Source organism: Aquipseudomonas guryensis (genome assembly GCF_014164785.1).
Classification (GTDB): Bacteria; Pseudomonadota; Gammaproteobacteria; order Pseudomonadales; family Pseudomonadaceae; genus Aquipseudomonas; species Aquipseudomonas guryensis.
The window spans coordinates 20117-46238 of the sequence record NZ_JACJFN010000001.1 but is presented as its reverse complement, the minus strand read 5'-3'; the positions used below and the strand labels follow the sequence as shown (position 1 = coordinate 46238).

The following is a 26122-nucleotide window of genomic DNA, read 5'->3' as shown; positions in this document are numbered from 1 at the left end:
GTCCGGCCTGTGATTTCGAAATTCTTCATCGACCGTCCGGTGTTCGCCGCGGTCATCTCCATTGTCATCCTGCTTGGTGGTCTGGCCGCCATGCGCGCCCTGCCGATTGCTCAGTACCCACAGATCCTGCCGCCGCAAGTATCGGTGACCGCCAGCTACCCGGGCGCCAGCGCCCAGGTCATCGCCGAAACCGTGGCCGCGCCGCTGGAGCAGCAGATCAACGGCGTCGAGGGCATGATCTACCAGCTGTCCAACTCGGCCAGCAGCGGCAGCATGAGCCTGTCGGTGTACTTCGAGGTGGGCCGCGATCCGGATCAGGCGACCATCGACGTCAACAACCGGGTACAGGCCGCGCTGGCCAAGTTGCCGGAAGAAGTGCGCCGCCAGGGCGTCAAGGTGGAGAAGAAGTCGTCTGACATTCTCCAGGTAATCACCCTGTATTCGCCGGACAACTCCCGCGATCCGGTGATGATCTCCAACTACGCGCTGATCAACGTGATCGACGAGCTCAAGCGCCTGCCCGGTGTTGGTGCGGTCAGCCAGTTCGGTTCCAAGGACTACTCCATGCGCATCTGGCTGCGCCCGGACAAGCTGGCGCAGTACAACCTGACGCCAACCGACGTGGTCAACGCCATCCGCGAGCAGAACTCGCAGTTCGCCGCTGGCAGCTTCGGCCAGCAGCCGCTGCAGACCGCCCAGGACTTCACCTACACGGTGACCACCCAGGGCCGCTTCAAGGACCCGAAAGAGTTCGAGAGCGTGATCCTGCGCTCCGATGAAACCGGTGCCAGCCTGACCCTGGGCGATGTCGCGCGGATCGAGCTGGGCGCCCAGGACTACTCGCTGATCACCTCGCTCAACGGCCAGCAGAACGCCGCCTTCGGTGTCTACCTGCAGCCGGGCGCCAACGCCCTGGATACCGCCGAGGCGGTGCAGGCGACCATGAAGCGCCTGTCCGCGCGCTTCCCGGAAGGCATCACCTACAAGATCCCCTACGACACCACCAAGTTCGTGCAGATTTCCATCGAGGAGGTGGTCAAGACCTTCTTCGAGGCCCTGCTGCTGGTGGTGTTGGTGGTGTTCATCTTCCTGCAGAACTGGCGCGCCACGCTGATCCCGGTGCTGGCCATCCCGGTTTCGCTGATCGGCACCTTTGCCGGCATGTACGCGCTGGGTTTCTCGATCAACCTGCTGACCCTATTCGGCCTGGTGCTGGCCATCGGCATCGTGGTGGACGACGCCATCGTGGTGATCGAAAACGTCGAGCGTGTTATGAAGAGCGAGAAGCTCGGCCCGCGCGAAGCCTCGATCAAGGCCATGGAAGAGGTCACCGGGCCGATCATCGCCATCGTCCTGGTGCTCTGCGCGGTGTTCGTGCCGGTGGGCTTCCTCGGCGGCCTGGCGGGGGAGATGTATAAACAGTTTGCGATCACCATTGCCGTATCGGTGGTGATTTCCGGCATCGTCGCCCTGACCCTGTCGCCGGCCCTCTGCGCCCTGCTGCTCAAACCGGGGCACAGCGAGCCGGCGGCGCCGTTCCGCGTGTTCAACCGCTTCTTCGACAAACTCACCGACGGCTACAGCGCCGGTGTGGCGTTCTTCCTCAAGCGTTCGGTGGTGGGGCTGCTGCTGTTCGGCGGGATGATCGCGCTGACCATTGGCCTGTTCAGTCGGGTGCCGGGCTCGCTGGTGCCGGACGAAGACCAGGGCTATGTGATCAACGCCTACTTCCTGCCGCCGGCGGCTTCGGTCAACCGCACCGATGCGCTGACCAGCGATTTCACCCAGCAGATGATGAAGCACCCGGCAGTCGAGGACGTGGTGACTTTCGCCGGTTTCGACGTGCTGACCTTCGGCAACCGCACCAACGCTGGGGTGTCCTTCGTACCACTGAAGGACTGGTCCGAGCGCACCACGCCGGAGTTGGATGCGCGCAACCTGACCCGCGAGTTCATGGGCATGGGCATGACCGAGAAGGACGGCGTGGTGATGTCCTTCAACCCGCCGCCGATCACCGGCATGAGTACTACCGGTGGTTTCGAGGGCTATATCCAGGATCGTTCCGGTGGCAGCGTCGAAGCCCTGGCGGGCAAGGTCCAGGCCTTCCTCGCCGCGGCGGCCAAGCGTCCCGAACTGGGCGGGGTGCAGAGCACCTTCAATGCCAGCGTGCCGCAGTACTACATCGACCTCGACCGCACCAAGGCACGTGCCCTGGGGGTGACCATCAGCGATGTGTTCACCGCCATGCAGTCGACTTTCGGCAGTTACTACGTCAACGACTTCACCCTGTATGGCCGTACCTGGCAGGTCAGCCTGCAGTCGGAGTCGGAGTTCCGCCGCAAACCTGAGGATTTATCGCAGGTCTACGTGCGCTCCAGCACCACCAGCGACCTGGTGCCGCTGACCAGTCTGATCAAGGTACGCCGTATTCTCGGCCCCGATACCTACGCGCGCTTCAACGTCTACCCCTCGGCCAAGGTGCTCGGTGGCCCGGCACCGGGCTACAGCTCCGGGCAGGCGCTGACGGCCATGCAGGAAGTGGCCGACGAGGTGCTCGGCAGCGACTACAGCCTCGGCTGGGTTGGCTCGGCCTACCAGGAACTGGCGACCCAGGGCTCGGGCAGCATTGCCTTCGTCTTCGGCCTGATCATGGTGTTCCTGATCCTCGCCGCCCAGTACGAACGCTGGACCCTGCCGCTGGCGGTGGTCACCGCGGTGCCGTTCGCGGTGTTCGGCGCGATCCTCGCGGTATGGCTGCGCGGCATCCAGAACGATGTGTACTTCCAGGTCGGCCTGATCACCCTGATCGGCCTGGCGGCGAAGAACGCCATTCTCATCGTCGAGTTCGCCGTGCTACTGCGCGCCGAGGGCAAGAGCATCTTCGAGTCGGCCTATGAGGCGGCCAAGCTGCGCTTCCGCCCGATCGTGATGACCTCGCTGGCCTTCATCCTCGGTTGCGTGCCGCTGGCCATCAGCACCGGCGCCGGCTCGGCCAGTCGCCACTCGATCGGCACCGGGGTGATCGGCGGCATGCTGGCGGCGACGCTGCTGGCGACCTTCGTCATCCCGATGTTCTACCTGCTGGTGGAGTCGCTGGCAGAGAAAATGGGCAAGAAGAAGACCAAGGTGGTCGACTCGCACTAAGCGTCTGATGACGATCTTTTAGCGGTGCGTAAGGCAGGTGCGGTGCGTTCTGCCTCCGTGGGAGATGGGAGGCAATCGACCCGTAGCCCGGATGCAATCCGGGAACTGGGCATGTCCCAATTTCCCCGGATTACATCCGGGCTACTTGCTGCAGTTATGAATACCGGGCGCCGTGCTGGCGCCCGGCGTTTTTCCGGGGTGCGCCCCGCTGTGGATAAACCATGAATCTACGCATCCTGCTGATCCTCGGTGCCCTGAGTGCCTTCGGGCCGATGGCTATCGACTTCTACCTGCCGAGCTTTCCGACGCTGGCCAGGGAGTTCGCCACCGATGTCGAGCATGTGCAGCTGTCGCTGGCGTCCTACTTTGTCGGCATCGCCTTTGGCCAACTGATCTATGGGCCGCTGGCCGATCGCTATGGCCGGCGCCGGCCGCTGCTGGTCGGGGTGCTGCTGTTCACCCTGGCTTCGCTGGGCTGTGCCCTGGCGCCCAGCCTGGATTGGCTGATCGCCGCACGTTTCGTGCAGGCCCTGGGTGGCTGCGCCGGCATGGCGATTTCCCGCGCGGTGGTGCGTGATCTCTGCGATCCGCTGGAGTCGGCCAAGACCTTTTCCAAGCTGATGCTGGTGATGGGCGTGGCGCCGATCCTCGCGCCCATGGGCGGCGGGGTGCTGCTGGAGCTGTTCGGCTGGCAGTCGATCTTCCATGGCTTGATGCTATTCGGCGCGCTGAGCCTGGTCGGCATCTTGCTGTGGCTACCGGAGACCCTGCGCGTCGATGGAGCGCACCCACCCTTGAGCGGCGCCCTGAGGCGTTACGTCAAACTGCTGGGTGACCGCCAGTTGATTGGCCACGGCCTGACCGGGGGCGTGGCCATGGCCGGAATGTTTGCCTACATCGCCGGATCGCCGTTCGTGTTCATCGACCTGTACGGAGTCTCGCCGCAGAACTATGGCTGGTTGTTCGGTTTCAACGCGGCGGGTTTCATCCTCACCGCCCAGTTCAATGGCTGGCTGCTGCGTCATCATGGTCCCGGCTACTGGCTGCAACGCACGATCTGGGTCTACCTGCTGGCAGCGGTAGCGCTGCTGGCTGTGGCACTGGCTCAGCCCAAGGCACTGTGGCCGCTGATGATCCCGTTGTTCATCTGCATCGCCAGTCTGTCATGCATCCTGCCCAATGCTTCGGCCTGCGCCATGGCCGGGCAGGGTAGCCAGGCGGGCAGTGCTTCGGCCTTGATGGGTTCGCTGCAGTTCATTGTCGCGGCAGCAGCAGCGGGTATGGTTGGCGTGCTGCACGATGGCACCGCGCGGCCCATGGCGTTGATCATCTGTGTGTGCGGGGCGCTGACGGTCGTTCTGGCCATCTCCACGGCGCGCCATGCGCGGCGCCAGTCACTGGAGTTCTAGAAACCAGCGCGAGACCGGAATAGCTTTTAAAAGCCTGTTTGCGATCTGTTCTACACCGCCACGATGGATTGAGAGTAAGTGCGGTGTGCTTCTGCCCCCTCTCCCGTTCACGGGAGAGGGTTGGGGAGAGGGACGCTTTCAGGAGCCGAGACAGACTCCAGGGCGCGGCGCCATCAACTGGCGGTTTGCATCTGGGCAGCGGGTGCACGCCACGGCAGCGCATGTGGTGCCTGCAGTCGAGCTTGCAGGGTGGCAACGAAGGCGCGGGCTTCGGCTTCGCTTCGAAAACTGACGCCGTGCTGATCCATGCACACTTGCCAGCGGGTGCCTTGCGGGGTCGAGACCTGGCGGATAAGGACGTTCATCACATGCCTCCACAGGGGTTGGGAAGCTGCAGTCTAGTCTTCCGCTGGCGATCTTTTATGACTTGGGTCAACCGACCGACTGATGGTCGCCGCGTAGCCAGTTGACCAGCTGAATGGCACTCAGCGGGCGGCTGAACAGATAGCCCTGACACTGCTCGCAGCCAAGCTGACGCAAGGCCTGCAACTGGGCCGGGGTTTCCACGCCTTCGGCCAGCACGCGCAGTTTGAGGTTGCGCGCCAGGCCGATGATGGTGGCGACTATTTCCAGATTGGCCTGGTCTTCGGGTACGCCCTGCATGAAACTCTGGTCGATCTTCAGCTTGTCCAGCGGGAAGCGCCGCAGGTAGGCCAGCGACGAATAGCCGGTGCCGAAGTCGTCGACCGCCAGCTTCAGGCCGAGGCCCTTGAGGGCCATCAGGGTGGCGCGCGCCTGCTCGACGTTATCCATCAGCGCGCCTTCGGTAATCTCCAGTTCCAGGCATTCGGCGGGCAGGCCGCTGTCGTGCAGAGCATCGCGCACCTGCTGCAGTAGGTCGGCCTGGCGGAACTGGCGGGGCGACAGGTTGACCGCCAAGGTCTTCAGGTCCAGCCCTTGCTGGCGCCAGAACTGCATCTGCCGGCAGGCTTCGCGCAGCACCCAGTTACCGATCGGTACGATCAGTCCGGTGTCCTCGGCCAGCGGGATGAAGCGCGCCGGCGAGATCATGCCCTGCTCGCTGTTCCAGCGTAGCAGGGCTTCCACGCCTATCGGCCGGCCGCTGTCGCTGTCCAGTAGCGGTTGGTAGTGCAGGGAGAATTCGTTGCGCTTCAGCGCCTGGCGCAGTTGCGCTTCCAGGGCCAGGCGGCTGTGCGCCTGGTGGGTCAGGCCCTCGGTGTAGAAACGGTAGGTGTTGCGGCCTTCCTGCTTGGCCTGGTGCAGGGCGGCTTCGGCGTTGCGCAGCAGCTCGTCGCTGGACAGGCCGTCGTCCGGGTACAGGCTGATGCCGATGCTGGCGCCCAGGTAGGCTTCGCGGCCGTTGCTCATCTGCAGCGGGCGCTCGAGCAGGTCGAGCAGGGTGCGGGCGATGCTGGCCGCTTCCTCGGGACGCTGCAGGTTTTCCAGAACGATAAGGAACTCGTCACTGCTCAGCCGCGCCAGGGTGTCTTCGTTGCGCAGGCGTTGCTGCAGGCGGCGCGCCACGGCGATCAGCAGCTCGTCACCGACCTTGTGGCCGAGGCCTTCGTTGATGGTCTTGAAATGGTCGAGATCGAAGAACAGCACCGCTACTCGCTCGTGATGCCGATGTGCGTGTTCCAGGGCATGGTCGAGGCGCTCGTTGGCAAACAGGCGGTTGGGCAGGTCGGTGAGAGGGTCGAAGTGCACCAGGTGAGCCAGGCGCTCTTGACTGTCGCGGTACTGGCTGAGATCGGTGAAGGTCAACACGTACTGCGGCTGCAGCGGGTCGCAACCGCGTACCCGGCTGACCGTGAGCCAGAAGGGGAAGCGCGAGCCATCCTGCCGGCGGCTGTTCAGCTCACCCTGCCAGTGCCCGCTTTCCTCGACCTTGCGCCACAGGGTGCGGTAGCGCGTGCGTTCGATGCTGTTGCCCGGTAGCAGCGGTAAACGGCGGCCGATGGCCTGCTGCGGGCTGAGCCCGGTGATGCCGGTGAAGGCCGGGTTGCTGGTGAGGATACGCCGCTTGGCATCGACGATGACCACCGCTTCCTGGGTGCTTTCGAAGACCGTGGCGGCCTGTTGCAGAGCCAGCTCCTGCTGCTTGCGTACGCCGATGTCCTCGACCACCGAGATGAAGTAGTGCGGGCTGCCATTGGTGTGGCGCACCAGGGTGGCGCTGAGGTTGGCCCAAAGCAGGCTGCCATCGCGGCGCCGATAGCGTTTCTCCAGGCTGTAACGAGCGATGTCACCGGCGAGCAGGCGGCCGACCTGTTCCATGTCGCTGTCCAGATCGTCCGGGTGGGTGATGTCCTGGAAGGTCAGGTCGAGCAGGTCGTCGCGGCTGTAGCCGAGCATCTGACACAGACGCTGGTTGACCCGGAGCCAGTGACCGTCGGTAGACAGGTGAGCAATGCCGACGGCAGCCTGCTCGAAGGTGGCGCGAAAGCGCAGTTCGCTTTGCAGGCGCTCGGCATCACGCTGATGCTGGCGCACGGCGAGGCCGGCCAGGCGGGTGAACTCGGTGACCAGGGCAATATCGTCGGCAGCCGGGTGGGCCACGCGCCGGTAATAGATACCGAATACGCCGAGCACCTCGCCCTGGTCATTCTTGAACGGCAGCGACCAGCAGGCACGCACGCCGGCCTGGGCGGTCTGTTCGCGGAAGGTCGTCCAGTTTGGATGCTGGCTGAGGTCCTCGACTATGGTCAGCTCGCCGCTGGCGGCGGCATGACTGCAACTGCCCAGGCCGAGCTGCACCGGCATGCCATCCACCTCGGCCGAATAGCTGGCGGGCAGACTGGGTGCTGCCGCTACCTGCAGCTGCTCCTTGTTGACCAGCAGCACCGAGACCAGCATTTCCGGGTTGATGTGCTCCAGGCGGCGCACCATGTCAGTGAAGGTGTCCTGCAGCGGGCGCTGGGCGAGCATGCGGTCCAGTACGGCATTGCGCGCTTCCTGCAGGGCCTGGCTCTGGCGTTGCTGATGAATATCACTGAGGCTACCGTGCAGGCCCAGGCCATGCTGTTCGCCGGCGGCCAGGCGCAGGGAGATCCAGCGCGTATGGCCATCATTTTCGAGCAGACGCACCTCACCCAACCAGCTGTTGCTCTGGCGTCCGAGAATGGTCGAAATCTGCTGGCCTAGCGCTTCGCGGTGATCGCCGGCAATGAAGTCCAGCAGAGGGCGGCCCAGGCTTTCGCTGATGCTGTAGCCAGTGATGGTCTGCCAGGAAGGGTTGAGGAAGCTCAGGCGTCCGCGGCTATCGGTGAGGAAGATCGCCTCATGCAGCTGTTCGACCAGCTCACGGTAACGCGCCTCGCTGGCCTCCAGCTCATCATGCACCTGTTTCTGCTGGCCGAGGTCGATGTCGACGCAGTACAGCTCCAGCTGGTTGCGCGCATTGCGCAGTAACAGGTGGCTCGAATACACGTGCACCGGGCTGCCATCGCGGTGCTGCAGGGTCAGTTCGCAGGCCGGGATGGCCGGGCCGCCGATCATCCACATGTTGATATCGCTGACCACCTGGGCGCGCATGGGCGAGGGGATGATTAGTTCCTCCAGGCGCCGGCCCATGGCGTCGGTCACCTCGTAGCCGTAGAGCTGGGTGCTGGCCTGGTTCCAGAAGATCACCCGGCGTTCGCGGTCGTAGCCCTGTACGGCAATACGCGGGGTCTGCTCGAACAGCTGGCGGAAGCGCTGCTCGCTTTCGCGCAGGGCCTGTTCGTCGCGCTTCTGCGTGCTGATGTTCTGCAATGTGCCCTGGCCGTTGCCATGGGCATCGCGCACGCCGCGCAGCATCAGCCAGATCGGCGCTTCGTTATTCGGACGGTTGATACGGGCGTTGACCAGCAGCGGCGAGGAGCCGTCGAACAGGCTGAGCAGGGCGCGTTGCACGGCATTACGGTCGGCCGGGTAGAGCCAGCCGAGAAACTCTTCCAGGCTGCTGTTGCTGTGCTCAGGGTCGCGCTCCAGCAGGTGCAGGGCTTCGCTGGACCAGTGGAAACTACCATCGAAGGTCCAGTTGCCGAGCCCGGCATCGCGCTGGGTCTGCTGCAGTTGCTCGGCATTACGCCGCAGGCTGACTTCCAGGGCCTGCTGGGTACGCTGGTCGTGGCGGGCGATGATCAGGATCAGCAGACTGCTGGCCGCGACAAAGGCCAGGCCCTTGTAAGTCTGCAGGCTATTGAGAGTATCCGGTTCGAGATTCAGGGTCAGCAGCAGTTGGTCGCTGAGCAGAATCCAGGCGGCGCTGAACAGGATATAGATACCGGCCAAGCGCAACGGCCGGGAAACCGTGGGTTGCATCCTGAACCCCCAGTAATTGGCGGGACAACTGACGCACCGTGTCACTGCCAGTGGCAACGGGCTTAAGACAGAGTCTAGCCGCTCCTTTCAGGCTTGCTGGCCGATCATGGCTTCGTCACGGGGGCTCGCAGCTGCTAAGAACGCCGTTTGCCGGCGTTGCTGGCACCCTGCCATTGCTGGGCAATGGCAGGGTGACCAGCGGTCGAGGGCGTCGTGCCAGCGGTCAGCCTGCCGGTGGTTTGAGGGCCTGCAGGGCCTTTTCGGCGCCTTCGTGCAATGGCACCCCGAGGCCGCGCTGGGCATTTTCCGGCGACAGCTGGGTGCCCTGGATGCTGCCGTATTGCAGCCAGGGGCTGTCCAGGCTGAAGAGCTGGCGTACCAGTTGCTCGACTTCGCGGCTGGTCAGTTGGCCGCTGGTCAGCAACAGGCTGCTGACCGCCAGGGTCGGCAGAGCGCTGCCCTGCTGCGGGTAGGTGCCTGCCGGCAGGGTGAAGGCGAAACTGCCAGGGCGTTCCTGCTGCAGACGGCTGATGGCGCTGGCCTGCAGAGGCAGCAGGCGCAGCGCGAAGGACTCGCTGGCGGCGCGGATATTGTCGGCCGGCGCGCCGATGATCTGTACCAGGGCATCCAGTTCACCGTCGCGCAGGGCGCTCAGGCCCTGTTGCAGGTCAAGGGCGGCGACGGCGCCGAGATCCTCGGTTTGCAGGCCGTGGGCGGCCAGCACCGCCAGGGCCGTCAGGCGCGAAGCCGAGCCAGGCAGGCCGAGGTTGACCCGCTTGCCGCGCAGGTCGGCGATGTTCTGTAACGGACCATCAGCGCGTACCAGCACATGTACCGGCTCGGGGTACAGACTGGCCATGGCGCGCAGGTTGAGGTTCGGGCCATCGGCCTCGAAGGGGCCGACCCCGCCTACGGCAAAGTGCGCGGCATCGCTTTGTGACAAGGCCAGAACGACCTCGCCCTTGCGCAACAGGCGCAGGTTATCCAGGCCACCTTCGGTATTCAGCACATGCAGGTTCACTCCGCGCTTGCTCAGCAGTTCGCGCAGGGCTTGGGCAAAGCGTGCGTACTGCCCGGATTGCGGGCCGCTGGCAATCGGATAGCCACTCTGCAGACGGGTCAGGCGGCCCTGGATGTTGGCCAGGGAGCGCTCCAGTTCGTCGCTGATGATTTTGCGCTGCTCGGTTCCCGTGCCGCCGGGCGACAGGTTGAGCGCGGTGCTGATGGCCGTGACCAGGGTTTCACGCGGGGTGGCGCCGCCTTCGCCAGGCTGGGCGGAGCGCGGGGTACTGAAGCCCTGCGGCACTACGGCCTGCCAGGTACTGCCCTGTTTGCGGTAGATCAGGCTGCCATGGGCCTTGAGCAAATCACCAGCCTGGTTGCCGCCGCTCTCGATACCAGAGAGCCCGCGCGGGCCGGCACCCAGAGCGCTGATCAGGCTGGCCACGCCGGGCGAGTCCCAGGTGCCGAAGTCCTGCGCCTGTTCGACCTTGAGGGTGGCGTCGTAGTAGATCACCAGGCGCTCTTCGCCGGGCGGGGCGTGGGCATCGCTGGCCGAGCCGCGGCGTTGTAGCTTGGCCAGGCTCAGGGTGGTCGGGCTGAAGGCCTGTTGCAGGCGCTGCTGCAGGTCGGCTTCCAGCGTGGCTTGGTCCGGGCCGCGTGAACAGGCGGCGAGCAGCAGCAGGCAGACGAGCAGGGCAATATGGCGCATGGTCAGCCTCCAATCCAGGGCAGGGAGAGGAACCCGGTGAGTACCAGGGCATTGACCAGATCGATAAGGAAGGCGCCGACCAGCGGCACCACCAGAAAGGCCTGGGGCGCCGGTCCGTACTTCTGCACGATGGCCTGCATATTGGCGATGGCGGTAGCGGTGGCACCCAAGGCAAAGCCACAGAAGGCGGCGGACATGACGGCGCTTTCGTAATCACGGCCGACCGCACGGAACACCAGCAGGCCCCCGTAAAGCACCACCACGACCAGCTGGCCGAGCAGAATCAGCAGCAGAGGCCCGGCCAGACTGGCCACGCTGGCCAGGTTCAGGGCCATCATGGTCATCGCCAGGAACAACGCCAGGGTCAGGCTGGAGAGCATGTCGATGGCCGCATCATTGAGGCGCAGGCCGACCAGGTGGCCGCCGTTGCGGATCAGCACGCCGAGCAGCAGGCACCAGAGAAAGCTGGGCAGGGTCACCGGGGCATCGCTGACCAGTTCGGCCAGCCACTGCCCGACCAGCACGGCCACCAGCACGGCGCTCAGCACCGGCACCAGGCTTGTGGTCGTCACCGACGATGCATCGCTGTCGGCGTTGAGCGTCGGGCTGGCGGCCTGGCCATCGGCACCGGCCAGTTGATGGCGCTTGATCAGCCACTGCGCCAATGGGCCGCCGCAAATGCCGCCGAGCACCAGGCCGAGGGTCGCGCCGGTCATCGCCAACTCCATCACCGACTGGATATTGCTCACTTCGGCGAAGCGCTCGGCATAGGCTGCACCGGTGCCGTGACCGCCGACCAGGGTGATGCTGCCGCCAATCAGCCCCATCAGCGGATGCATGTCCAGGCTCCAGGCGATCAGCAGCCCGGTGAGGTTCTGCAGCACGAGGAAGGGCATCAGCACCAGGACGAACAACAGCAGGCGCTTGCCTCCCTGGCGGAGCATGCTGAGGTTGGCCGACAGGCCGACGGCCGCGAAGAAGGCCAACAGCAGCACCGGTTTGAGGGTGACGTCGAAGGTGATTTGCACGCCCGTGCCCGTCTGCGAGAGCAGCATGACCAAAGCAAACAATAGGCCGCCGGTGATTGGGTCGGGGATGTTGTAGCGTGACAGGAAGGGGATCAGGCGGTTGATCTGCCGGCCAAGCAGAAGGGCCAGAATGGCCACCAGCAGGGTTTCCAGGGGTTGTAGCGTCATAGGCACTTCCTTAATGCGAACGGACCCGCTCGTGCCCAGCTGATTGAGCGCGGGCTCGGCTGAAGATTAGCCGAGCCACAAGCCACTTGCCTGCCTGGCTCAGAACCCTTCGAGGACGATCTTGCCGCGCGCCGTGCCGCTCTCCAGCAAGGCGTGGGCGCGGCGCAAGTTGGCCGCGTTGATGCTGCCGAAATGTTCGCCCAGGGTGGTTTTCAGCACGCCGTCGTCGATCAGTTGGCTGACCCGGTTGAGCAGGCGATGCTGCTCGATCATGTCGGCGGTCTGGAACAGCGAGCGGGTGTACATGAACTCCCAGTGCAGCGACAGGCTCTTGCGCTTGAGCTGGACCACGTCGAGCTGCGCCGGGTCGTCGATCAGCGCCAGGCGGCCCTGTGGCGCCAGGGCCTCGATGATCTGCCCGTAGTGCTGGTCGGTGTGGGTCAGGCTGGCAACATGGCTGACCTGGCCGATGCCGATGCGCTGGAGTTCCTCGCTCAGCGGCAGGCTGTGATCGATCACGTGGTGCGCACCGAGCGACTGCACCCAGTCGCGGGTTTCTGCGCGCGAGGCGGTGCCGATCACGGTCAGGCCGGTGAGCTGGCGGGCCAGCTGTACCAGGATCGAACCTACGCCACCGGCGGCGCCGACGATCAGCAGGCTCTGCTGCTGGTTGCCCTGGCCTTCCTTGATCTGCAGGCGCTCGAACAGCAGTTCCCAGGCGGTTATGGCGGTTAGCGGCAGGGCGGCGGCATGGGCAAAGTCCAGCGAGCCAGGCATGCGCCCGACGATGCGCTCATCCACCACATGCAGCTCGCTGTTGGCGCCGGGGCGGTCGATGGCACCGGCGTAAAACACCCGGTCACCCGGGCGGAACTGTTTGACCTGCGCACCAACGGCCTTGACCACGCCGGCCACATCCCAACCCAGCACCTTGGCCTGGCCGGCCTCTGGCTGGACGTTGCGGCGAATCTTGGTGTCCACCGGGTTGACCGAAATGGCTTTGACCTCCACCAGCAGGTCGTGGTCGCCCGGTTGCGGCTCGGCCAGCTGCACATCCTGCAGGGCTTCGGGGTGGTCGATGGGCAGGCTCTGGTAGTAGGCAATGGCTTTCACGGGAGGGCTCCACAGGGATGCGCTAACAAGACGAATGCTCCAGCTTAGTCGCCCTGGGGCGGGCTGGTAGCAGGTGATGGCGGCATGCTCGGCTATTTCACTGGCAAGAAAAAGCGCTGGCCAATAGAGTCTCTTTCAATATTATTTTGAAAATGGAGCGCGCCATGCTGCGTCTCGACGACCTCGCCCTGTTTGCCCGCACCGCCGAACTGGGCAGCCTGTCCGCCGCCGCCCGTGAGCTGGACTGCTCGCCAGCGGTGGCCAGCGCCGCGCTCAAACGCCTGGAGCAGCAGCTGCAGGTGCGCCTGTTCGTGCGCTCCACCCGCAGCCTGCGCCTGACCGGCGAGGGCGAGCAGTTTCTCGAACACGCCCGCAGCGCCCTGCACAGCCTGGAGCTGGGGCGCCAGCAACTGGCCGGTGGCAAGGCCGCGATCAGCGGCGTGCTGCAGCTGTCGGCCCCCTCGGATTTCGGCCGCAACGTGCTGCTGCCCTGGCTCGACCAGCTCCAGCAGGAACATCCGCAACTCAGCCTGCGTCTGTTGCTCAGCGATCGGGTCGCCGACCTGTTCCGCCAGCCGGTGGACATCGCCCTGCGCTATGGCGCCCCGGAAGACTCCAGCCTGGTGGCGCTGCCGATTGCCGCGCACAACCGCCGCGTGCTGTGTGCCGCACCGGCCTACCTGGCGCGGCATGGCGCACCGCGTCAGCTGGAAGAGCTGCGTCAGCACAACTGCCTGCAGTACATGCTCGGCGGCCGCGTACACGAGCGCTGGAGCTTTAGTGATGGCCGGCGCAGCCAGGCCGTGACGGTCAGCGGCAACCGCATCAGCGATGATGCCGACGTGGTGCGGCGCTGGGCTGTGGCCGGGCAGGGCCTGGTGTACAAGTCCTGGCTGGATGTGGCTGCCGATGTGCAGGCCGGACGCCTGCAGGTGCTTTTACCGCACTGGCAGGGCGAGCCGACGCCGCTCAACCTGATCTGTGCCCACCGCGACCAATTGAGCAAGCCGGTGCAGCTGCTGCGCGAGCACCTGCGCCAGGGCTGTGCGCACCTGTTACAGCAGGCGCCCTGGTTGGGGTAGTGAGCCTTGGGATGATTTTTTGCGCAGCTTAAGAATGCTTTAAGCATGACCAGGCAAATTGAGCACGCATTCCACCCATCCCGAGGAAATTCCCATGCGTAAATTGCTCCTGCTGTCCCTGGCCATCGCCAGCCCCCTGGCCTTTGCCGGCCCGCAATGCACCACGGCCGAGCAGAGCCAGTGGCAGGACCAGACCAAGTTCCAGGAAAACCTCAAGGCCGAAGGCTACGAGATTAAGAAGTTCAAGGTCACCGCCGGCAACTGCTACGAAATCTACGGCTGGAACAAGGACAAGCAGAAGGTCGAAATCTACTTCGATCCGGTCAGCGGCAAGGCCGTGAAGAGCGAGATCGACTGATATGTCAGCCCCCACCCTGCGCCTGTGGGACCCGCTCATTCGCCTGTTTCACTGGTCCATGGCTGCCGCCTTCATCGCCAATTACTTCTTCACCGAAGAGGGCGATGACTGGCACCGCTGGTTCGGCTACTACGCCGTGGGCTGGCTGGTCATTCGCGGGGTGTGGGGCTTTATCGGTACGCCGGCGGCGCGCTGGGCGGATTTCTGGCCGACCCGCGCGCGCCTGGCCGAACACCTGCGCGCGCTGCTCGGCGGCCGCCCCTATCACCGCCTCGGCCATTCACCGCTAGGTGCTGTGGTGATGATCCTGATGATGCTCTTGATGCTCGGCCTGGGCCTGAGCGGCTTCCTCATGGAGGAAGTCGATTACTTCTGGGGCGAGGACTGGATCGAGGAACTGCACGAACTGTTCGCCAATGGCCTGCTGGCCTTGGTCGGCCTGCACCTGCTGGCGGCGCTGGTGGAGAGCGTGCGTTTGCGCGAGAACCTGCCGCTGTCGATGATCACCGGCAAGCGACGCCGGCGCTGAGTCTGGGGCCGCGTGCCGGGCCCCGACTCAGCGCGTGGCTCAGCCGGCCTTGAGGGTAAGCCCGCAGCCCTTGAGGATGATGCGTTCGAGGTTGTCGGCCGCCTCGTCGAAGTCGGCTTTCTTCAAGCTGTTCTTGCCGGTCAGGCGGCAGATCTGGCTGGCGAAGTCGGCGTAGTGCTGGGTGCTGCCCCACAGCAGGAAGATCAGGTGGACCGGGTCGATCGGGTCCATCTTGCCGGCATCGATCCAGGCCTGGAACACCGCCGCGCGGCCGCGGAACCAGTCGCGGTAGTCCTGGTTGAAGTGGCCACTCAGGCACTCGCCACCGCTGATCACTTCCATGGCGAAAATGCGCGAGGCCAGCGGCTGGGTGCGGGAGAACTCGATCTTGGCGCGGATATAGCGGCTCAGCGCCTGTGCCGGGTCGTCGTCGACGCTGAGGTTGCTGAAGGTGGCATCCCACTGGTCGAGGATATTGTTGAGCACCGCGACGTACAGGCCTAGTTTGTTATTGAAGTAGTAGTGCAGGTTGGCCTTGGGCAGCCCCACCGCCAGAGCGATGGTATTCATGCTGGTACCTTTGTAGCCGTGGCGAGCGAATTGCTCTTCGGCTGCGGCGATGATCGCCTTCTCGTTCTTCTGGCGAATGCGGCCAGCAGGTTTGGCGGAACTCGGAACGGGGGAGGTATCAGCGGGCATGGAGGGATTCCGTACAAATCAACGGGTTGGTGACGAACAGATACCCCAGCGCGGGTCACGAAACAACCCTTGGGCGTCAAAATCGTGTGCCTTTGGGCAGAAGATTGCCGATTGTCGGCCAATTAACTGATTTTGCGCCAAAAAACCGTCTTAAGAGACAGGTTGAGAACCCGCCGGTCGCGTTCTGCGCTGCGCTGAAAGCCTTGTGGGACTAGCGTTCCAGGTTTTTGGCGGACGCTGCTCGGGGCGCTCGCTTTGCTCCCCTCTCCGACCTCTCATAAACAAAGAATGGGAGAGGGGAGAAAAGCACCTGCCTCCGCCACTTTCCCTACCACAATCCCCTCAGCTCCCCGTCTCCGCCAACGCCTCGAGAAAACTCTCCAGCACCAACTGCGGACGCCGGCCCTTGCGCGTTACTGAGGCCAGGGTCAGCTCATAGAAACGCGAGTCCGGCTTGAGCACGCGCAGGCGGCCTTGTTGCACCCACTGCTGGGCGTAGTGGTCGGCCAGGTAGCCGATATAGCGCCCGGTGAGAATCAGGAAGGCCATGCCCTCGCGATCCGAGGCGCTCGCCGTGCAATTGAGCACCTGGTACTGCGCCTGGATCTCCGGCGGCAGGCGGAAGGTCGGGGCAATCGCCTCCTGGGCATTCAGGCGGGTATCGGAGAGCTGCGCATCATCCACATAGAACAGTGGGTGGCCCACCGCGCAGTACAGCTGCGAGCGCTCGCCATACAGCGGCTGGTACTCCAGGCCGGACAGCGGATGGCTCTGCGGCACCACGCCGACATGCAGGCTGCCATCCAGCACACCCTGCTCGACTTCCGAGGGCGGGGTCATGCGGATCTGGATGCGCACGTCCGGGCCGCGCTCCTTGAGGCGCGACAGGGCGTTGGTGATGCGCATGTGCGGCACCGTCACCAGGTTGTCGGTGAGGCCGATATGCAGCTCGCCACGCAGCTCGCGGTGCAGGCCGTTGACCCCGTTGCGGAAGCTCTCCAGCGCGCCGAACAGCTGCAAGGCGGACTGGTACACCTCGCGCCCTTCCTCGGTCAGGGCAAACCCCGCACGCCCGCGCTGGCACAGGCGCAGGCCCAGGCGCTGCTCCAGATCGCTCATCTGCTGGCTGATCGCCGAACGGCCGATGCCCAGCACGCTTTCCGCGGCGGAGAAGCCGCCACACTCGACCACGCTGCGGAACAGGCGCAGCAGGCGGATTTCAAAATCGCTGACCTGGGCCAGCGGATCGGGGCGGCGCACACTCATTGTTTAGCTCTGACTTAACTAAGGATAAGAAGAGTTGGGTTTTAGTGACTTTATGCCCGTGGCACCTTTCGCTGCAACAAGCACACAACAAAACCTCCTTGCGAGAGCTCTACGATGAACATGCCGCAGACCACCACCCCGTCCCTGGCCAGCCAGCTCAAGCTGGACGCGCACTGGATGCCGTTTTCCGCCAACCGCAACTTCAAGCGCGACCCGCGCCTGATCGTCGGTGCCGACGGCAACTACTTCATCGACGACAAGGGCCGCCGCGTGTTCGACAGCCTGTCCGGCCTGTGGACCTGTGGCGCCGGGCACAACCGCAAGGAAATCCAGGAGGCCGTGGCCAGGCAGTTGAGCACCCTCGACTACGCCCCGGGCTTCCAGTACGGCCACCCGCTGTCCTATCTGCTGGCCGAGAAAATCACCGAGCTGACCCCGGCCGGCCTCGATCACGTGTTCTACACCGACTCCGGCTCCGAGTGCGCCGACACCGCGGTGAAGATGGCCCGGGCCTACTGGCGCCTGAAAGGCCAGCCGAGCAAGACCAAGTTCATCGGCCGTGCCCGTGGCTACCACGGCGTCAACATCGCCGGCACCAGCCTTGGCGGCATCGGCGGCAACCGCAAGATGTTCGGCCAGATGATGGACGCCGACCACCTGCCGCACACCCTGCAGTCGCACCTGGCCTTCACCAAGGGCATGGCCGCGACCGGCGGCGTGGAGCTGGCCAACGAGCTGCTCAAGCTGATCGAACTGCACGACGCTTCCAACATCGCCGCGGTGATCGTCGAACCGATGTCCGGTTCCGCCGGCGTCATCGTGCCGCCCACCGGCTACCTGCAGCGCCTGCGCGAGATCTGCACCCAGCACAACATCCTGCTGATCTTCGACGAAGTGATCACCGCCTACGGCCGCATGGGCAAATGGACCGGCGCCGAGTACTTCGGCGTGGTGCCGGACATCATGAACACCGCCAAGCAGGTCACCAACGGTGCCATCCCGCTGGGCGCAGTGATCGCCTCCAGCGAGATCTACAACACCTTCATGCAGCAGGCTATCCCTGAGCACATGGTCGAGTTCGGCCACGGCTACACCTACTCCGGCCACCCGGTAGCCTGCGCAGCTGGCCTGGCGACCCTGGAGCTGCTGCAGCGCGACCACCTGATCGAGCAGTCGGCCGCCCTGGCGCCGGTGTTCGAAGAGAAGCTGCACAGCCTCAAGGGCAGCAAGAACGTCATCGACATCCGCAACTGCGGCCTGGCTGGCGCGATCCAGCTCGCCCCGCGTGACGGCGACGGCGTGATCCGCCCGTTCGAAGCCGGCATCAAGCTGTGGAACGCCGGTTTCTACGTACGCTTCGGCGGCGACACCCTGCAGTTCGGGCCGACCTTCAACACCAAGCCCGAGCAGCTCGACACCCTGTTCAACGCTGTTGGCGATGTACTGAACGGCCTGGATTGATAGCGCTTTTCCTCCCCTCTCCCACAAGTGGGAGAGGGGATTAGTACTCAGTAGGGTGGAAGTCCGCGTAGCGACTTCCACCACCCAGAATTCACATTGAGAGATAACCCCATGAGCACCGTCGCCCACCTGATCAATGGCGAAATCACCCTGCGCAGCGGCCGTACCGCCCAGGTCTTCAACCCGTCCATCGGCGAGCCCGTGCGCCAGGTCGAGCTGGCCGATCGCGCCACCATCCAGGCCGCCATCGATTCCGCCAAGGCCGCCTTCCCGGCCTGGCGCAACACCCCGCCGGCCAAGCGCGCCCAGGTCATGTTCCGCTTCAAGGTGCTGCTGGAAGAGAACAAAGACAAGATCGCCGCGATGATCAGTGAAGAACACGGCAAGACCCTCGAAGACGCCGTCGGCGAACTGCAGCGCGGCATCGAGAACGTCGAATACGCCTGTGGCGCCCCTGAACTGCTGAAAGGCGAGTTCAACCGCAACGCCGGGCCGAACATCGACAGCTGGTCCGACCACCAGCCGCTGGGCGTGGTCGCCGGCATCACCCCGTTCAACTTCCCGGCCATGGTGCCGCTGTGGATGTACCCGCTGGCCATCGTTTGCGGCAACTGCTTCATCCTCAAGCCGTCCGAGCGTGACCCCAGCTCCACCCTGTTCATCGCCCAGCTGCTCTGCGAAGCCGGCCTGCCCAATGGCGTGCTCAGCGTCATCAACGGCGACAAGGAAGCGGTGGACGCGCTGATCGAAGCGCCGGAAGTCAAAGCCATCAGCTTCGTCGGCTCCACGCCGATCGCCGAATACATCTACACCGAGGCCAACCGCCGCGGTAAGCGCGTCCAGGCTCTGGGCGGCGCGAAGAACCACGCCGTGGTCCTGCCGGACGCCGACATCGACAACACCGTCAACGCCCTGATGGGCGCGGCGTACGGCTCCTGCGGTGAGCGCTGCATGGCCATCTCCGTGGTGGTCGCCGTGGGTGACCAGGTCGCCGATACCCTGGTGGCCAAGCTGACCCCGAAAATCCGTGAACTGAAGATCGGTGCCGGCACCTCCTGCGGCCTCGACATGGGCCCGCTGGTGACCGGCGCGGCGCGTGACAAGGTCAAGGGCTACGTCGACGCCGGTGTCGCCCAGGGCGCCACCCTTGTGGTCGATGGCCGCGGCCTGGTGGTACCGGGCAACGAAGCCGGCTTCTTCCTCGGCGGCAGCCTGTTCGACCACGTCACCACCGAGATGAGCATCTACCAGGAAGAAATCTTCGGCCCGGTGCTGTGCATCGTCCGCGTCGGCAGCCTGGAAGAGGCGATGAAGCTGATCAACGACCACGAATACGGCAACGGCACCTGCATCTTCACCCGCGACGGTGAAGCGGCACGCCTGTTCTGCGACGAGATCGAAGTCGGCATGGTCGGCGTCAACGTACCGCTGCCCGTGCCGGTGGCCTACCACAGCTTCGGCGGCTGGAAGCGCTCGCTGTTCGGCGACCTGCATGCCTACGGCCCGGACGGCGTGCGCTTCTACACCAAGCGCAAGACCATCACCCAGCGCTGGCCGCAGCGCGCGAGCCACGAGGCCGCGCAGTTCGCCTTCCCGAGCAACGGTTAAGCCACACCCAGGGCTGGTCGCAAGACCGGCCCTTTTTGCTGCGCATATCCACCCGTAGGAGCCAGCTTGCTGGCGATGCTTTTCCGGTCAAAAGCATCGCCAGCAAGCTGGCTCCTACAGAGGCAGCAGCGCAACAGCGTTACGCAACAAACCCTGCCGCGCGGGCGCGGCATTGGTGCAGTGACCCGGATCAACCGGGAAGCGGCACCCCTTGGGTGAGCGGGTTCACGGTTTGCGTGACCCGGCAACCCGCTGTCCCAAGGGCAGCCCACTTCAAACTCAAAATGAAGAGGACACCCTTGCAATGAACAAACCCATGATTGGCCTTCCCCTGTGCCGCTGGCAGCTGACGAGTCGTGATATCGGCTGGTTCCATCTGGTGGGGGAGAAGTACATTCACGCGGTCACCGGCTTCGGCGCCTTCCCGCTGATGATTCCGGCCTTCGGCGACGATCTGGACATGGAGACCGTGCTCGACAGCGTCTCCGGCATCATGTTCGGCGGCTCGCTGTCCAACGTGCACCCCAGCTGCTACGGCGACGACCACCCCGGTCTGGGCCTGGCCGACCAACCCCGCGACGCCACCGTGCTACGCCTGATGCGCGCCTGCATCGAGCGCGGCATTCCCTTCCTCGGTATCTGCCGTGGCGTGCAGGAACTCAACGTGCTGTACGGCGGCACCCTGCATCGTGAAGTGCATGAGGTGGAAGGTCGCCTGGATCACCGCGAAGTGAAGGACGTACCGGACGACGTGGCCTACGGCCCGATCCACAAGGTCGCCCTGACCGAGGGTGGCGTGCTGCACAAGCTACTCGGCGAGCGCCAGATCGAGGTCAATTCGCTGCATGGGCAGGGGATTGATCGGCTCGGTGAGGGCCTACAGGTTGAGGCCGTCTGTGAGGACGGGCAGATCGAGGCGGTCAGTGTGATTGGTGCCAAGGCGTTTGCTGTCGGGGTGCAGTGGCATCCGGAGTATCGCTATTGGGAGAAGGCCGATTACAACGCGCTGATTGGGGCGTTTCATGAGGCTGCGCGGGAGTATCAAGCGAAGAAGCTCGAGCGTCGAAGCGAGGCAGCGTTAGCCTGATCAGCTCTCTGAGCTTAGCGATGATTTAAATAAAGAACCCGTCACATGACGGGTTCTTTATAGAGTTGATGAGTGTCGCTACGCTCAATCAATATTATGTGTTGTGAATTTATTAAAGTGTGCCGTCGGTAGCGTTCGATGCATTGATTCTCGCCATTTTTAGGCTTCCGCTCCAGTGCATTAACAAATTACAGCAGGTGCCTAATGCTGTGGTTTTTTCTGCCTGTTCAATTTCGAAATCTGGATATATGAGTCCTGTGTAGACTCCAACTATGCTCAGTTGATTGTTTCTTTCTAGGAAAACTGGCCCCCCTGACATTCCAGGGGCTCCAGTGCCGTCAATTAAAATTCTTTGAATTCCTTGAAAGCTTGAGCTTGCTACGTATCGGGTTAATGCTATTGGTGTTGGCTGAGCAGCCCCTTGGGTGCTGAATCCATAGGGATATCCGAGAATTATTAGCTTTTCACATTCAGTTAATGGATTTAGCTGGAATGGAATATTATTGCTGTTAATGACTTGAAGTAATGATGGCGAAATCGAGTCCGGCAACTCTATTCTTATTGCATCGTGCCAATAAGGCACAAAGATATTTATGTTATTTAGGTCTGGGTTTGGTAGGTGTTGATAGTCCTGTTCCCACAAAGGCTGTTCTTGGTGCTCGTTTTTCTCATAGAGAGGGAGTGTTAGTGTTTTTATACCACCAATTCTTTCAAAGCCAGGCGTGTTTGTGTCTGAGTCTTGAAGTTCAATTTGGAGGTGTTTTCTTATGGGTGGGTACCTAAATTTTAAGTCGTATTTATTGTAGCCTGTTACCACATGCCAGCAAGTGTATAAAAAGTTTTTGCCATTATCTTTTACGATAAAGCCACTTGCGGTTGAATTGAGTATTGGTTTTTTGTCTTTGTCCAAGCATCGTATGAGGACGGCTTTAAATTTAAGCATGAAGCGTTGAGTTTCAAGGGGGCGCATCCGTCACTCCGTTACCAGCCCGTAGGAAAAAGTGGATAGATTGATTTTCGTAGCTGCGGATAGCCTTGTAGCCATGCTTTTCGCCTACCCGGCGAGTCACTTTCTCTTTGCTTGTGCAAAGAGAAAGTAACCAAAGAGAAAGCACACCCGACATCCGGCCCCGCCTGCGGCGGGGTTCCTTCGTTCCATCGTTGCTCCAGGGGCCCGCCGCGAAGGGCCATCCCTGGCCCATCGCGGCTCTCGCGGCATCCATGCCGCTCAACCCCTTACGCAACGATTCCACTCAGCCTCCTGACGGGACCCGGTCCCGGCCCGACCTTGTGGTGCTAGGTCGGGAGTGTGGTGTTGGCGTTTGAATTCGTCTGTGGTGTTGTCAATGCCTGGTCAGGACTTCGCCGCGGGCTGTTGCTTCTTGGCTTCCGCAATGCGTTTTGCCGCATCCAGCATTATTTGTTGCAGCTCGGGCATGATTGCCCCCATGTGCTGTTGCATCAGCACGTTGCTGTTCTGCATTACGGTCGGCATCTTGGCGATCACGGCTTTTCCGGCATCGGTGCGGTAGAAGTCCAGCATTCCCTGGACTTCCTCTTCGCTGAAGGTGCGTTGGTACAGATCGATGAACTTCGGCTCCAGATCTTCCCAGCGCATGCTGCGCTTCATCAATGCCACCGTTTTTTCACGGGTGTCATCGATGATTTCTTGCATCTGCGGGTTGACTGACTGGCCCTGCAGCAACTGGTCCAGGGTGGTTTTGACATTGCCGTCGATTTGATCGACTGACAACTCGACCAGGCTCTTTGATTGGGAGATGTCCATCAGCTCCTTGATCGAGTCAACAGAGGCTGGCTCCGCAGCTTGTGCCCCCTGAGCCACCCACCACACCATGCTGATGGCCAGTAGTTTCTTTACGTTCATTCCTTTGCACCTTTCGCAGTAAGAGGCTTATGACACAGGTACTCCAACGCCTCGGTTGTGGAGTACCTGAACTCTGAGGTCCCTTGCTTGATGGTTCCCACGCTCCGCGTGGGAACCCATCCGGGGACGCTCCGCGTCCCGCAGACGCGGAGCGTCTGTGGCTGCATGCCCACGCGGAGCGTGGGAACGATCGAGTAGGGCGGGTGAAACCCGCGTGGGCCGGCGGCGCGGGTTGCACCCGCCCTACGGCGAGGCATACCGACAACGCCGAGCGGCCTGAAACGCGAAACCGTCATGCGCGCAAACTCCCCGTCAGGAGGCCGAGCGTAGGTGTTGCGTAGGGGGACGAGCCGCATGGATGCGGCGAGAGGCTTAAAGGGCCAGGGATGGCCCTTGTAAGCCGGCCCCCGGAGCGGCACCGGAGGGAGGGGAGTTTCGCGTAGCGAAACCCGGATGTCGGGCGCGCTTTCTCTTTGGTTACTTTCTCTTTGCGCGCGCAAAGAGAAAGTGACTCGCCGTGCGAGGCGAAACCTGTAGCCCAAAGCCGAGGAAAGCGTACCGGGTAAAACACGGAGCGGGCGCCAGCTCCCAGCTCCGAGCATCCCCCCACGAAACCTGACGGCACCGGGGGAAAGTCCTGTTGGCAATACAGCGCGGCTTCAATGGCCATAAGCGCATCCATGCAAATCGATGCCCCGACCTTACTGCGAAATACTGGCTCAAGGCCATAGCTGACAAACCAGTCAGCAAGCGCAGTCACGCCAAAGCCCTAACTAACCCAGCGCGCCTCCCGCACCACCATATACAGAAACCCCCGCTCACTCGGTGCCCGATAGGAACCAATGGCCCCTAGCTGCTGGGCCATCACCGCCGTCATCTCCCAGCCATCGACCGGGTCCGCCGACCAGGTGGCACAAGCCAGTTTCAGAAAATCCAACGACTCCCCCAACTCGCGAACCACCCGCGAGCGTGCCTTGACCGGATCCAGAAACGACTCGTTCGCCCAGGCCCACATCCAGGTATCGGAATGACTGGAGAACGTGCCGACGAAATCCACCGCACACTCCACCGCTGGCTTGCCGTCATTGGAGAAAATCAGCTGGCCGGTTTCCTGATACCAGTCCCAGCGCTTGTGCTCGCCAATCCGGTAGGTGGCCATGAAACTGTCCTGCTGCGCCTGCAGGTAGTCGAAGCTCTCGGCGATCAGCGCGTGCAGCGCTTCCTCATCCTCATGCCAGTTGCGCTCGCGGCTCTGGCAGTAACACTGCGCACACACCACGCAGATGTCGGCAAACGCCTCGGCGCGATCATTCCATTCGCCTTCCTGTTCCAGCACGGCGTCGCACTGGTCGCACCAGGCATCGGGGTAGAGGTCGTCAGGCTGCTCCGGGTCGTATGCCACATTGAAGCCCTGGCCCTCGCCGCTCTGCAGGTGCTGGCATATGAACGTGGCCGCGCTGGAGCCATGCACGCCGCATTCAACGTTGCGCTCTTCATCACTCATGGGTGGTCCTCGAATACCGTGCTAGGCAGCATCTTCGATCGCCCAGCCAGTCACGTCCAGCCGCGCTAACAGGCCCGTTCCCACAATAAGCCGCCCCTGTGCTCGCCGCCGCACAGACACCCGCCGCCCAGCAGCGAACACTCAGCATTCCTCCCGTGCGCCGCGGTTCAGCGCCGTCGAGGTCCCTGAGTTTTGCACTGGAGTACCGAACATGAGCATCTTCAAACTGTTTGCCACCGGCATCCTGATCGCCACCCTGGGCTTGAGCGGCTGCTCGGGCATGTCCCGTCAGGATAAGGGCACCGCGGTCGGCGCGGCCGTCGGCGGCGTGGCCGGTAACGTGCTGTGTGGCGGCGTGCTGTGTACTGGCGCCGGCGCGGTAGTGGGTGGCGTGATTGGCCACGAAGTGACCAAGGATAAAAAATAACCAGCGGCTAGCGGCGTGCGCTACGGGCTGAGCCGCTTGGCGGCTGCCTGTAACCGCCAAGCCCGTGGCTCGGCGCAGCCGCGCGAGCCATCCGGCACTGGGCCGGGCAGGGCTCAGTGCAACATCAGCACACTGCTTTCTGGCTCTTTGGGGTTGTAGTGCACCTTGACCTGTTGCCCCACCGGGTAGTTCGCCAGCTCGCGGCGGGCGTGTTTCTCGTTGCTGTAGGCATGGCTGCGGATGCGCAGGCGTTTGCCGCTGTAGGGCTGGCCATCGACCTGATAGGAGTAGCTCAGCCGAACCTCGTACTTGGGCCGGTGGGAAGCGGGATCGCCCTTGGGCGAGACCCTCTCCGATACCTGGATGATCCGCGAGCTGGTGATCTGCCCCTGGGTTGTCGGCCACTCGCGTGAGTCGCCCATTTCCAGAGCCTGCTTGACCCCTAAGAACATCACCACGGCAAAGATGGCGACATGCAGCAGCTTCTTCATTGCGCCCACCCGGCTGGCTGAAGGCGGGCCGAGGGGATATCGGTGCGGTTGAGGCGGGGCAAGGCGGCTTCCATCCGATGGTTAACACCGGCATCTGCCGGCCGGGCAGCACGCTACTGCAGGCCTGTGCCACTGTCCATCCGGCGCCGGTTGGGTAGCTTCATGCAAAGGCGTGGCGCCCACCAGGGAGGGGGTTGGGCAAGCCACCCCTCTCCCTAACCCTCTCCCACAAGTGGGAGAGGGGACTGCCCGTGTTGCTAACAAGTCATGATCCCGTTGTATGTGCTCTGCATTGGCCGCAAAGAAAAACGCCGCTTTCCAGGAGGAAGGCGGCGTTTGCCTTAAGTGAACAGCAGTACTGCAGTGCGCGGCTCGTACTTACCAGCGGTGGCCGTGATGGCGGTGATGATGACGGTGATGACGTTTGTGGTGGCGATGGCCATCGACGTAATACACCGGCGCCGGGCTGTAGTAGACCGGGCGCGCTTCGTAATACACCGGTTGCGGTGGGTAGTAGGCCACGGGCGGCGGCGCGTAGTAGACCGGGGCCTCTTGGTAAACCCGCACGGGTCGTGCGCTGGCGCCAATGATGCCACCGATTATTGCACCCACAGCTACCCCCGCGGCGACATCGCCGCGATCCGCCGCGATGGCAGGTTGCTGGCTGAACAGCGCCAGGCTGGCAACCAGCCCGGCAACGAGGGGTATACGCGAAAGCATGTACGAGCACTCCTGTAGAACCAGCCCATGCCGGTTAAACAGTTCGACCGCAGGCGCTGCGAAAAAGTGTCCGTTACCCGGAAAAATTTTTCGTGCCAGTGGCGCC

Annotated in this window: 21 protein-coding genes; 9 read left to right on the top strand and 12 right to left on the bottom strand. The window is 63.2% G+C overall.

Annotated elements, in window-relative coordinates; translation table 11 throughout:
* The first annotated feature begins 9 nt into the window (after window positions 1-9).
* Window positions 10-3144, top strand: a complete 3135-nt coding sequence (locus H3H45_RS00210) for an efflux RND transporter permease subunit (protein WP_328822188.1) — start codon at window positions 10-12, stop codon at window positions 3142-3144.
* Between the two features lie 221 nt (window positions 3145-3365).
* Window positions 3366-4553 (top strand): Bcr/CflA family multidrug efflux MFS transporter, encoded by a 1188-nt coding sequence (locus tag H3H45_RS00205; RefSeq protein WP_182831775.1) that lies wholly within the window; start codon window positions 3366-3368, stop codon window positions 4551-4553.
* A gap of 173 nt (window positions 4554-4726) precedes the next feature.
* Here the strand turns inward: H3H45_RS00205 and H3H45_RS00200 are convergent, their stop codons facing one another.
* The 5 genes from H3H45_RS00200 to H3H45_RS00180 form a co-directional block, all read right to left on the bottom strand.
* Entirely contained in the window at window positions 4727-4918 is a 192-nt protein-coding gene (locus tag H3H45_RS00200; protein WP_182831774.1) for a hypothetical protein, read from the bottom strand.
* Between the two features lie 67 nt (window positions 4919-4985).
* Window positions 4986-8879 (bottom strand): bifunctional diguanylate cyclase/phosphodiesterase, encoded by a 3894-nt coding sequence (locus tag H3H45_RS00195; RefSeq protein WP_182831773.1) that lies wholly within the window; start codon window positions 8877-8879, stop codon window positions 4986-4988.
* A 223-nt stretch (window positions 8880-9102) separates the two neighbouring features.
* On the bottom strand, window positions 9103-10590 hold the full coding sequence (locus H3H45_RS00190) for a TAXI family TRAP transporter solute-binding subunit (RefSeq protein ID WP_182831772.1): 1488 nt from the start codon (window positions 10588-10590) through the stop codon (window positions 9103-9105).
* Window positions 10591-10592: 2 nt separating this feature from the next.
* A complete protein-coding gene (gene gltS / locus H3H45_RS00185) occupies window positions 10593-11786 on the bottom strand; it encodes a sodium/glutamate symporter (protein WP_182831771.1) in 1194 nt (397 codons plus the stop codon).
* A 99-nt stretch (window positions 11787-11885) separates the two neighbouring features.
* Entirely contained in the window at window positions 11886-12899 is a 1014-nt protein-coding gene (locus H3H45_RS00180) for a zinc-binding alcohol dehydrogenase family protein (protein WP_182831770.1), read from the bottom strand.
* A gap of 164 nt (window positions 12900-13063) precedes the next feature.
* Here H3H45_RS00180 and H3H45_RS00175 point away from each other — a divergent pair, with 164 nt between their 5' ends.
* The 3 genes from H3H45_RS00175 (at window position 13064) to H3H45_RS00165 (ending at window position 14868) form a co-directional block, all read left to right on the top strand.
* The gene (locus H3H45_RS00175; protein WP_182831769.1) at window positions 13064-13981 is read left to right on the top strand and encodes a LysR family transcriptional regulator; all 918 of its coding nucleotides are present in this window, start codon (window positions 13064-13066) and stop codon (window positions 13979-13981) included.
* A 94-nt stretch (window positions 13982-14075) separates the two neighbouring features.
* Entirely contained in the window at window positions 14076-14339 is a 264-nt protein-coding gene (locus H3H45_RS00170; RefSeq protein WP_182831768.1) for a PepSY domain-containing protein, read from the top strand.
* Window position 14340: 1 nt separating this feature from the next.
* Window positions 14341-14868, top strand: coding sequence for a cytochrome b/b6 domain-containing protein (locus tag H3H45_RS00165; RefSeq protein ID WP_182831767.1), 528 nt, complete (start codon window positions 14341-14343; stop codon window positions 14866-14868).
* Window positions 14869-14907: 39 nt separating this feature from the next.
* Here H3H45_RS00165 and H3H45_RS00160 read toward each other — a convergent pair whose 3' ends face one another.
* Both H3H45_RS00160 and H3H45_RS00155 read right to left on the bottom strand, forming a co-directional pair.
* Window positions 14908-15567, bottom strand: coding sequence for a TetR/AcrR family transcriptional regulator (locus tag H3H45_RS00160; protein WP_182831766.1), 660 nt, complete (start codon window positions 15565-15567; stop codon window positions 14908-14910).
* A gap of 342 nt (window positions 15568-15909) precedes the next feature.
* Entirely contained in the window at window positions 15910-16833 is a 924-nt protein-coding gene (locus tag H3H45_RS00155; RefSeq protein ID WP_173203833.1) for a LysR family transcriptional regulator, read from the bottom strand.
* Between the two features lie 114 nt (window positions 16834-16947).
* On the opposite strand from H3H45_RS00155, the gene H3H45_RS00150 reads away from it, so the two are divergent.
* The 3 genes from H3H45_RS00150 (at window position 16948) to H3H45_RS00140 (ending at window position 20989) form a co-directional block, all read left to right on the top strand.
* Window positions 16948-18294, top strand: a complete 1347-nt coding sequence (locus H3H45_RS00150; protein WP_182831765.1) for an aspartate aminotransferase family protein — start codon at window positions 16948-16950, stop codon at window positions 18292-18294.
* A gap of 111 nt (window positions 18295-18405) precedes the next feature.
* Window positions 18406-19902, top strand: a complete 1497-nt coding sequence (locus tag H3H45_RS00145) for a CoA-acylating methylmalonate-semialdehyde dehydrogenase (RefSeq protein ID WP_182831764.1) — start codon at window positions 18406-18408, stop codon at window positions 19900-19902.
* A gap of 316 nt (window positions 19903-20218) precedes the next feature.
* Complete coding sequence (locus tag H3H45_RS00140) at window positions 20219-20989, top strand: gamma-glutamyl-gamma-aminobutyrate hydrolase family protein (RefSeq protein ID WP_220494100.1); 771 nt, start codon at window positions 20219-20221, stop codon at window positions 20987-20989.
* A gap of 112 nt (window positions 20990-21101) precedes the next feature.
* On the opposite strand, the gene H3H45_RS00135 is transcribed toward H3H45_RS00140, so the two are convergent.
* The 3 genes from H3H45_RS00135 to H3H45_RS19980 all read right to left on the bottom strand — a co-directional run bounded on the left by H3H45_RS00135 (window position 21102) and on the right by H3H45_RS19980 (window position 24378).
* The gene (locus H3H45_RS00135; protein WP_182831762.1) at window positions 21102-21959 is read right to left on the bottom strand and encodes a serine protease family protein; all 858 of its coding nucleotides are present in this window, start codon (window positions 21957-21959) and stop codon (window positions 21102-21104) included.
* Between the two features lie 384 nt (window positions 21960-22343).
* Window positions 22344-22874 carry a DUF2059 domain-containing protein gene (locus H3H45_RS00130; protein ID WP_182831761.1) on the bottom strand — a complete coding sequence of 177 codons (531 nt, stop codon included), beginning with the start codon at window positions 22872-22874 and terminating at the stop codon, window positions 22344-22346.
* A 769-nt stretch (window positions 22875-23643) separates the two neighbouring features.
* A complete protein-coding gene (locus H3H45_RS19980) occupies window positions 23644-24378 on the bottom strand; it encodes a DUF6882 domain-containing protein (protein WP_220494099.1) in 735 nt (244 codons plus the stop codon).
* 211 nt (window positions 24379-24589) lie between these two features.
* Here H3H45_RS19980 and H3H45_RS00120 point away from each other — a divergent pair, with 211 nt between their 5' ends.
* The gene (locus H3H45_RS00120) at window positions 24590-24805 is read left to right on the top strand and encodes a glycine zipper 2TM domain-containing protein (protein ID WP_182831760.1); all 216 of its coding nucleotides are present in this window, start codon (window positions 24590-24592) and stop codon (window positions 24803-24805) included.
* Window positions 24806-24918: 113 nt separating this feature from the next.
* Here H3H45_RS00120 and H3H45_RS00115 read toward each other — a convergent pair whose 3' ends face one another.
* Both H3H45_RS00115 and H3H45_RS00110 read right to left on the bottom strand, forming a co-directional pair.
* Complete coding sequence (locus tag H3H45_RS00115) at window positions 24919-25296, bottom strand: DUF3592 domain-containing protein (protein ID WP_182831759.1); 378 nt, start codon at window positions 25294-25296, stop codon at window positions 24919-24921.
* Window positions 25297-25674: 378 nt separating this feature from the next.
* Window positions 25675-26016: a hypothetical protein gene (locus H3H45_RS00110; RefSeq protein WP_182831758.1), complete on the bottom strand. Its 342-nt coding sequence runs from the start codon at window positions 26014-26016 to the stop codon at window positions 25675-25677.
* Window positions 26017-26122 lie beyond the last annotated feature (106 nt).

Excerpts from the sequence above, each read along its gene's own strand:
- H3H45_RS00205 (WP_182831775.1), top strand. The coding sequence starts at position 3,366 with ATGAATCTACGCATCCTGCTGATCCTCGGTGCCCTGAGTGCCTTCGGG.
- H3H45_RS00200 (WP_182831774.1), bottom strand. The coding sequence starts at position 4,918 with ATGAACGTCCTTATCCGCCAGGTCTCGACCCCGCAAGGCACCCGCTGG.
- H3H45_RS00195 (WP_182831773.1), bottom strand. The coding sequence starts at position 8,879 with ATGCAACCCACGGTTTCCCGGCCGTTGCGCTTGGCCGGTATCTATATC.
- H3H45_RS00190 (WP_182831772.1), bottom strand. The coding sequence starts at position 10,590 with ATGCGCCATATTGCCCTGCTCGTCTGCCTGCTGCTGCTCGCCGCCTGT.
- gltS (WP_182831771.1), bottom strand. The coding sequence starts at position 11,786 with ATGACGCTACAACCCCTGGAAACCCTGCTGGTGGCCATTCTGGCCCTT.
- H3H45_RS00175 (WP_182831769.1), top strand. The coding sequence starts at position 13,064 with ATGCTGCGTCTCGACGACCTCGCCCTGTTTGCCCGCACCGCCGAACTG.
- H3H45_RS00170 (WP_182831768.1), top strand. The coding sequence starts at position 14,076 with ATGCGTAAATTGCTCCTGCTGTCCCTGGCCATCGCCAGCCCCCTGGCC.
- H3H45_RS00165 (WP_182831767.1), top strand. The coding sequence starts at position 14,341 with ATGTCAGCCCCCACCCTGCGCCTGTGGGACCCGCTCATTCGCCTGTTT.
- H3H45_RS00160 (WP_182831766.1), bottom strand. The coding sequence starts at position 15,567 with ATGCCCGCTGATACCTCCCCCGTTCCGAGTTCCGCCAAACCTGCTGGC.
- H3H45_RS00155 (WP_173203833.1), bottom strand. The coding sequence starts at position 16,833 with ATGAGTGTGCGCCGCCCCGATCCGCTGGCCCAGGTCAGCGATTTTGAA.
- H3H45_RS00150 (WP_182831765.1), top strand. The coding sequence starts at position 16,948 with ATGAACATGCCGCAGACCACCACCCCGTCCCTGGCCAGCCAGCTCAAG.
- H3H45_RS00145 (WP_182831764.1), top strand. The coding sequence starts at position 18,406 with ATGAGCACCGTCGCCCACCTGATCAATGGCGAAATCACCCTGCGCAGC.
- H3H45_RS00140 (WP_220494100.1), top strand. The coding sequence starts at position 20,219 with ATGATTGGCCTTCCCCTGTGCCGCTGGCAGCTGACGAGTCGTGATATC.
- H3H45_RS00135 (WP_182831762.1), bottom strand. The coding sequence starts at position 21,959 with ATGCGCCCCCTTGAAACTCAACGCTTCATGCTTAAATTTAAAGCCGTC.
- H3H45_RS00130 (WP_182831761.1), bottom strand. The coding sequence starts at position 22,874 with ATGAACGTAAAGAAACTACTGGCCATCAGCATGGTGTGGTGGGTGGCT.
- H3H45_RS19980 (WP_220494099.1), bottom strand. The coding sequence starts at position 24,378 with ATGAGTGATGAAGAGCGCAACGTTGAATGCGGCGTGCATGGCTCCAGC.
- H3H45_RS00120 (WP_182831760.1), top strand. The coding sequence starts at position 24,590 with ATGAGCATCTTCAAACTGTTTGCCACCGGCATCCTGATCGCCACCCTG.
- H3H45_RS00115 (WP_182831759.1), bottom strand. The coding sequence starts at position 25,296 with ATGAAGAAGCTGCTGCATGTCGCCATCTTTGCCGTGGTGATGTTCTTA.
- H3H45_RS00110 (WP_182831758.1), bottom strand. The coding sequence starts at position 26,016 with ATGCTTTCGCGTATACCCCTCGTTGCCGGGCTGGTTGCCAGCCTGGCG.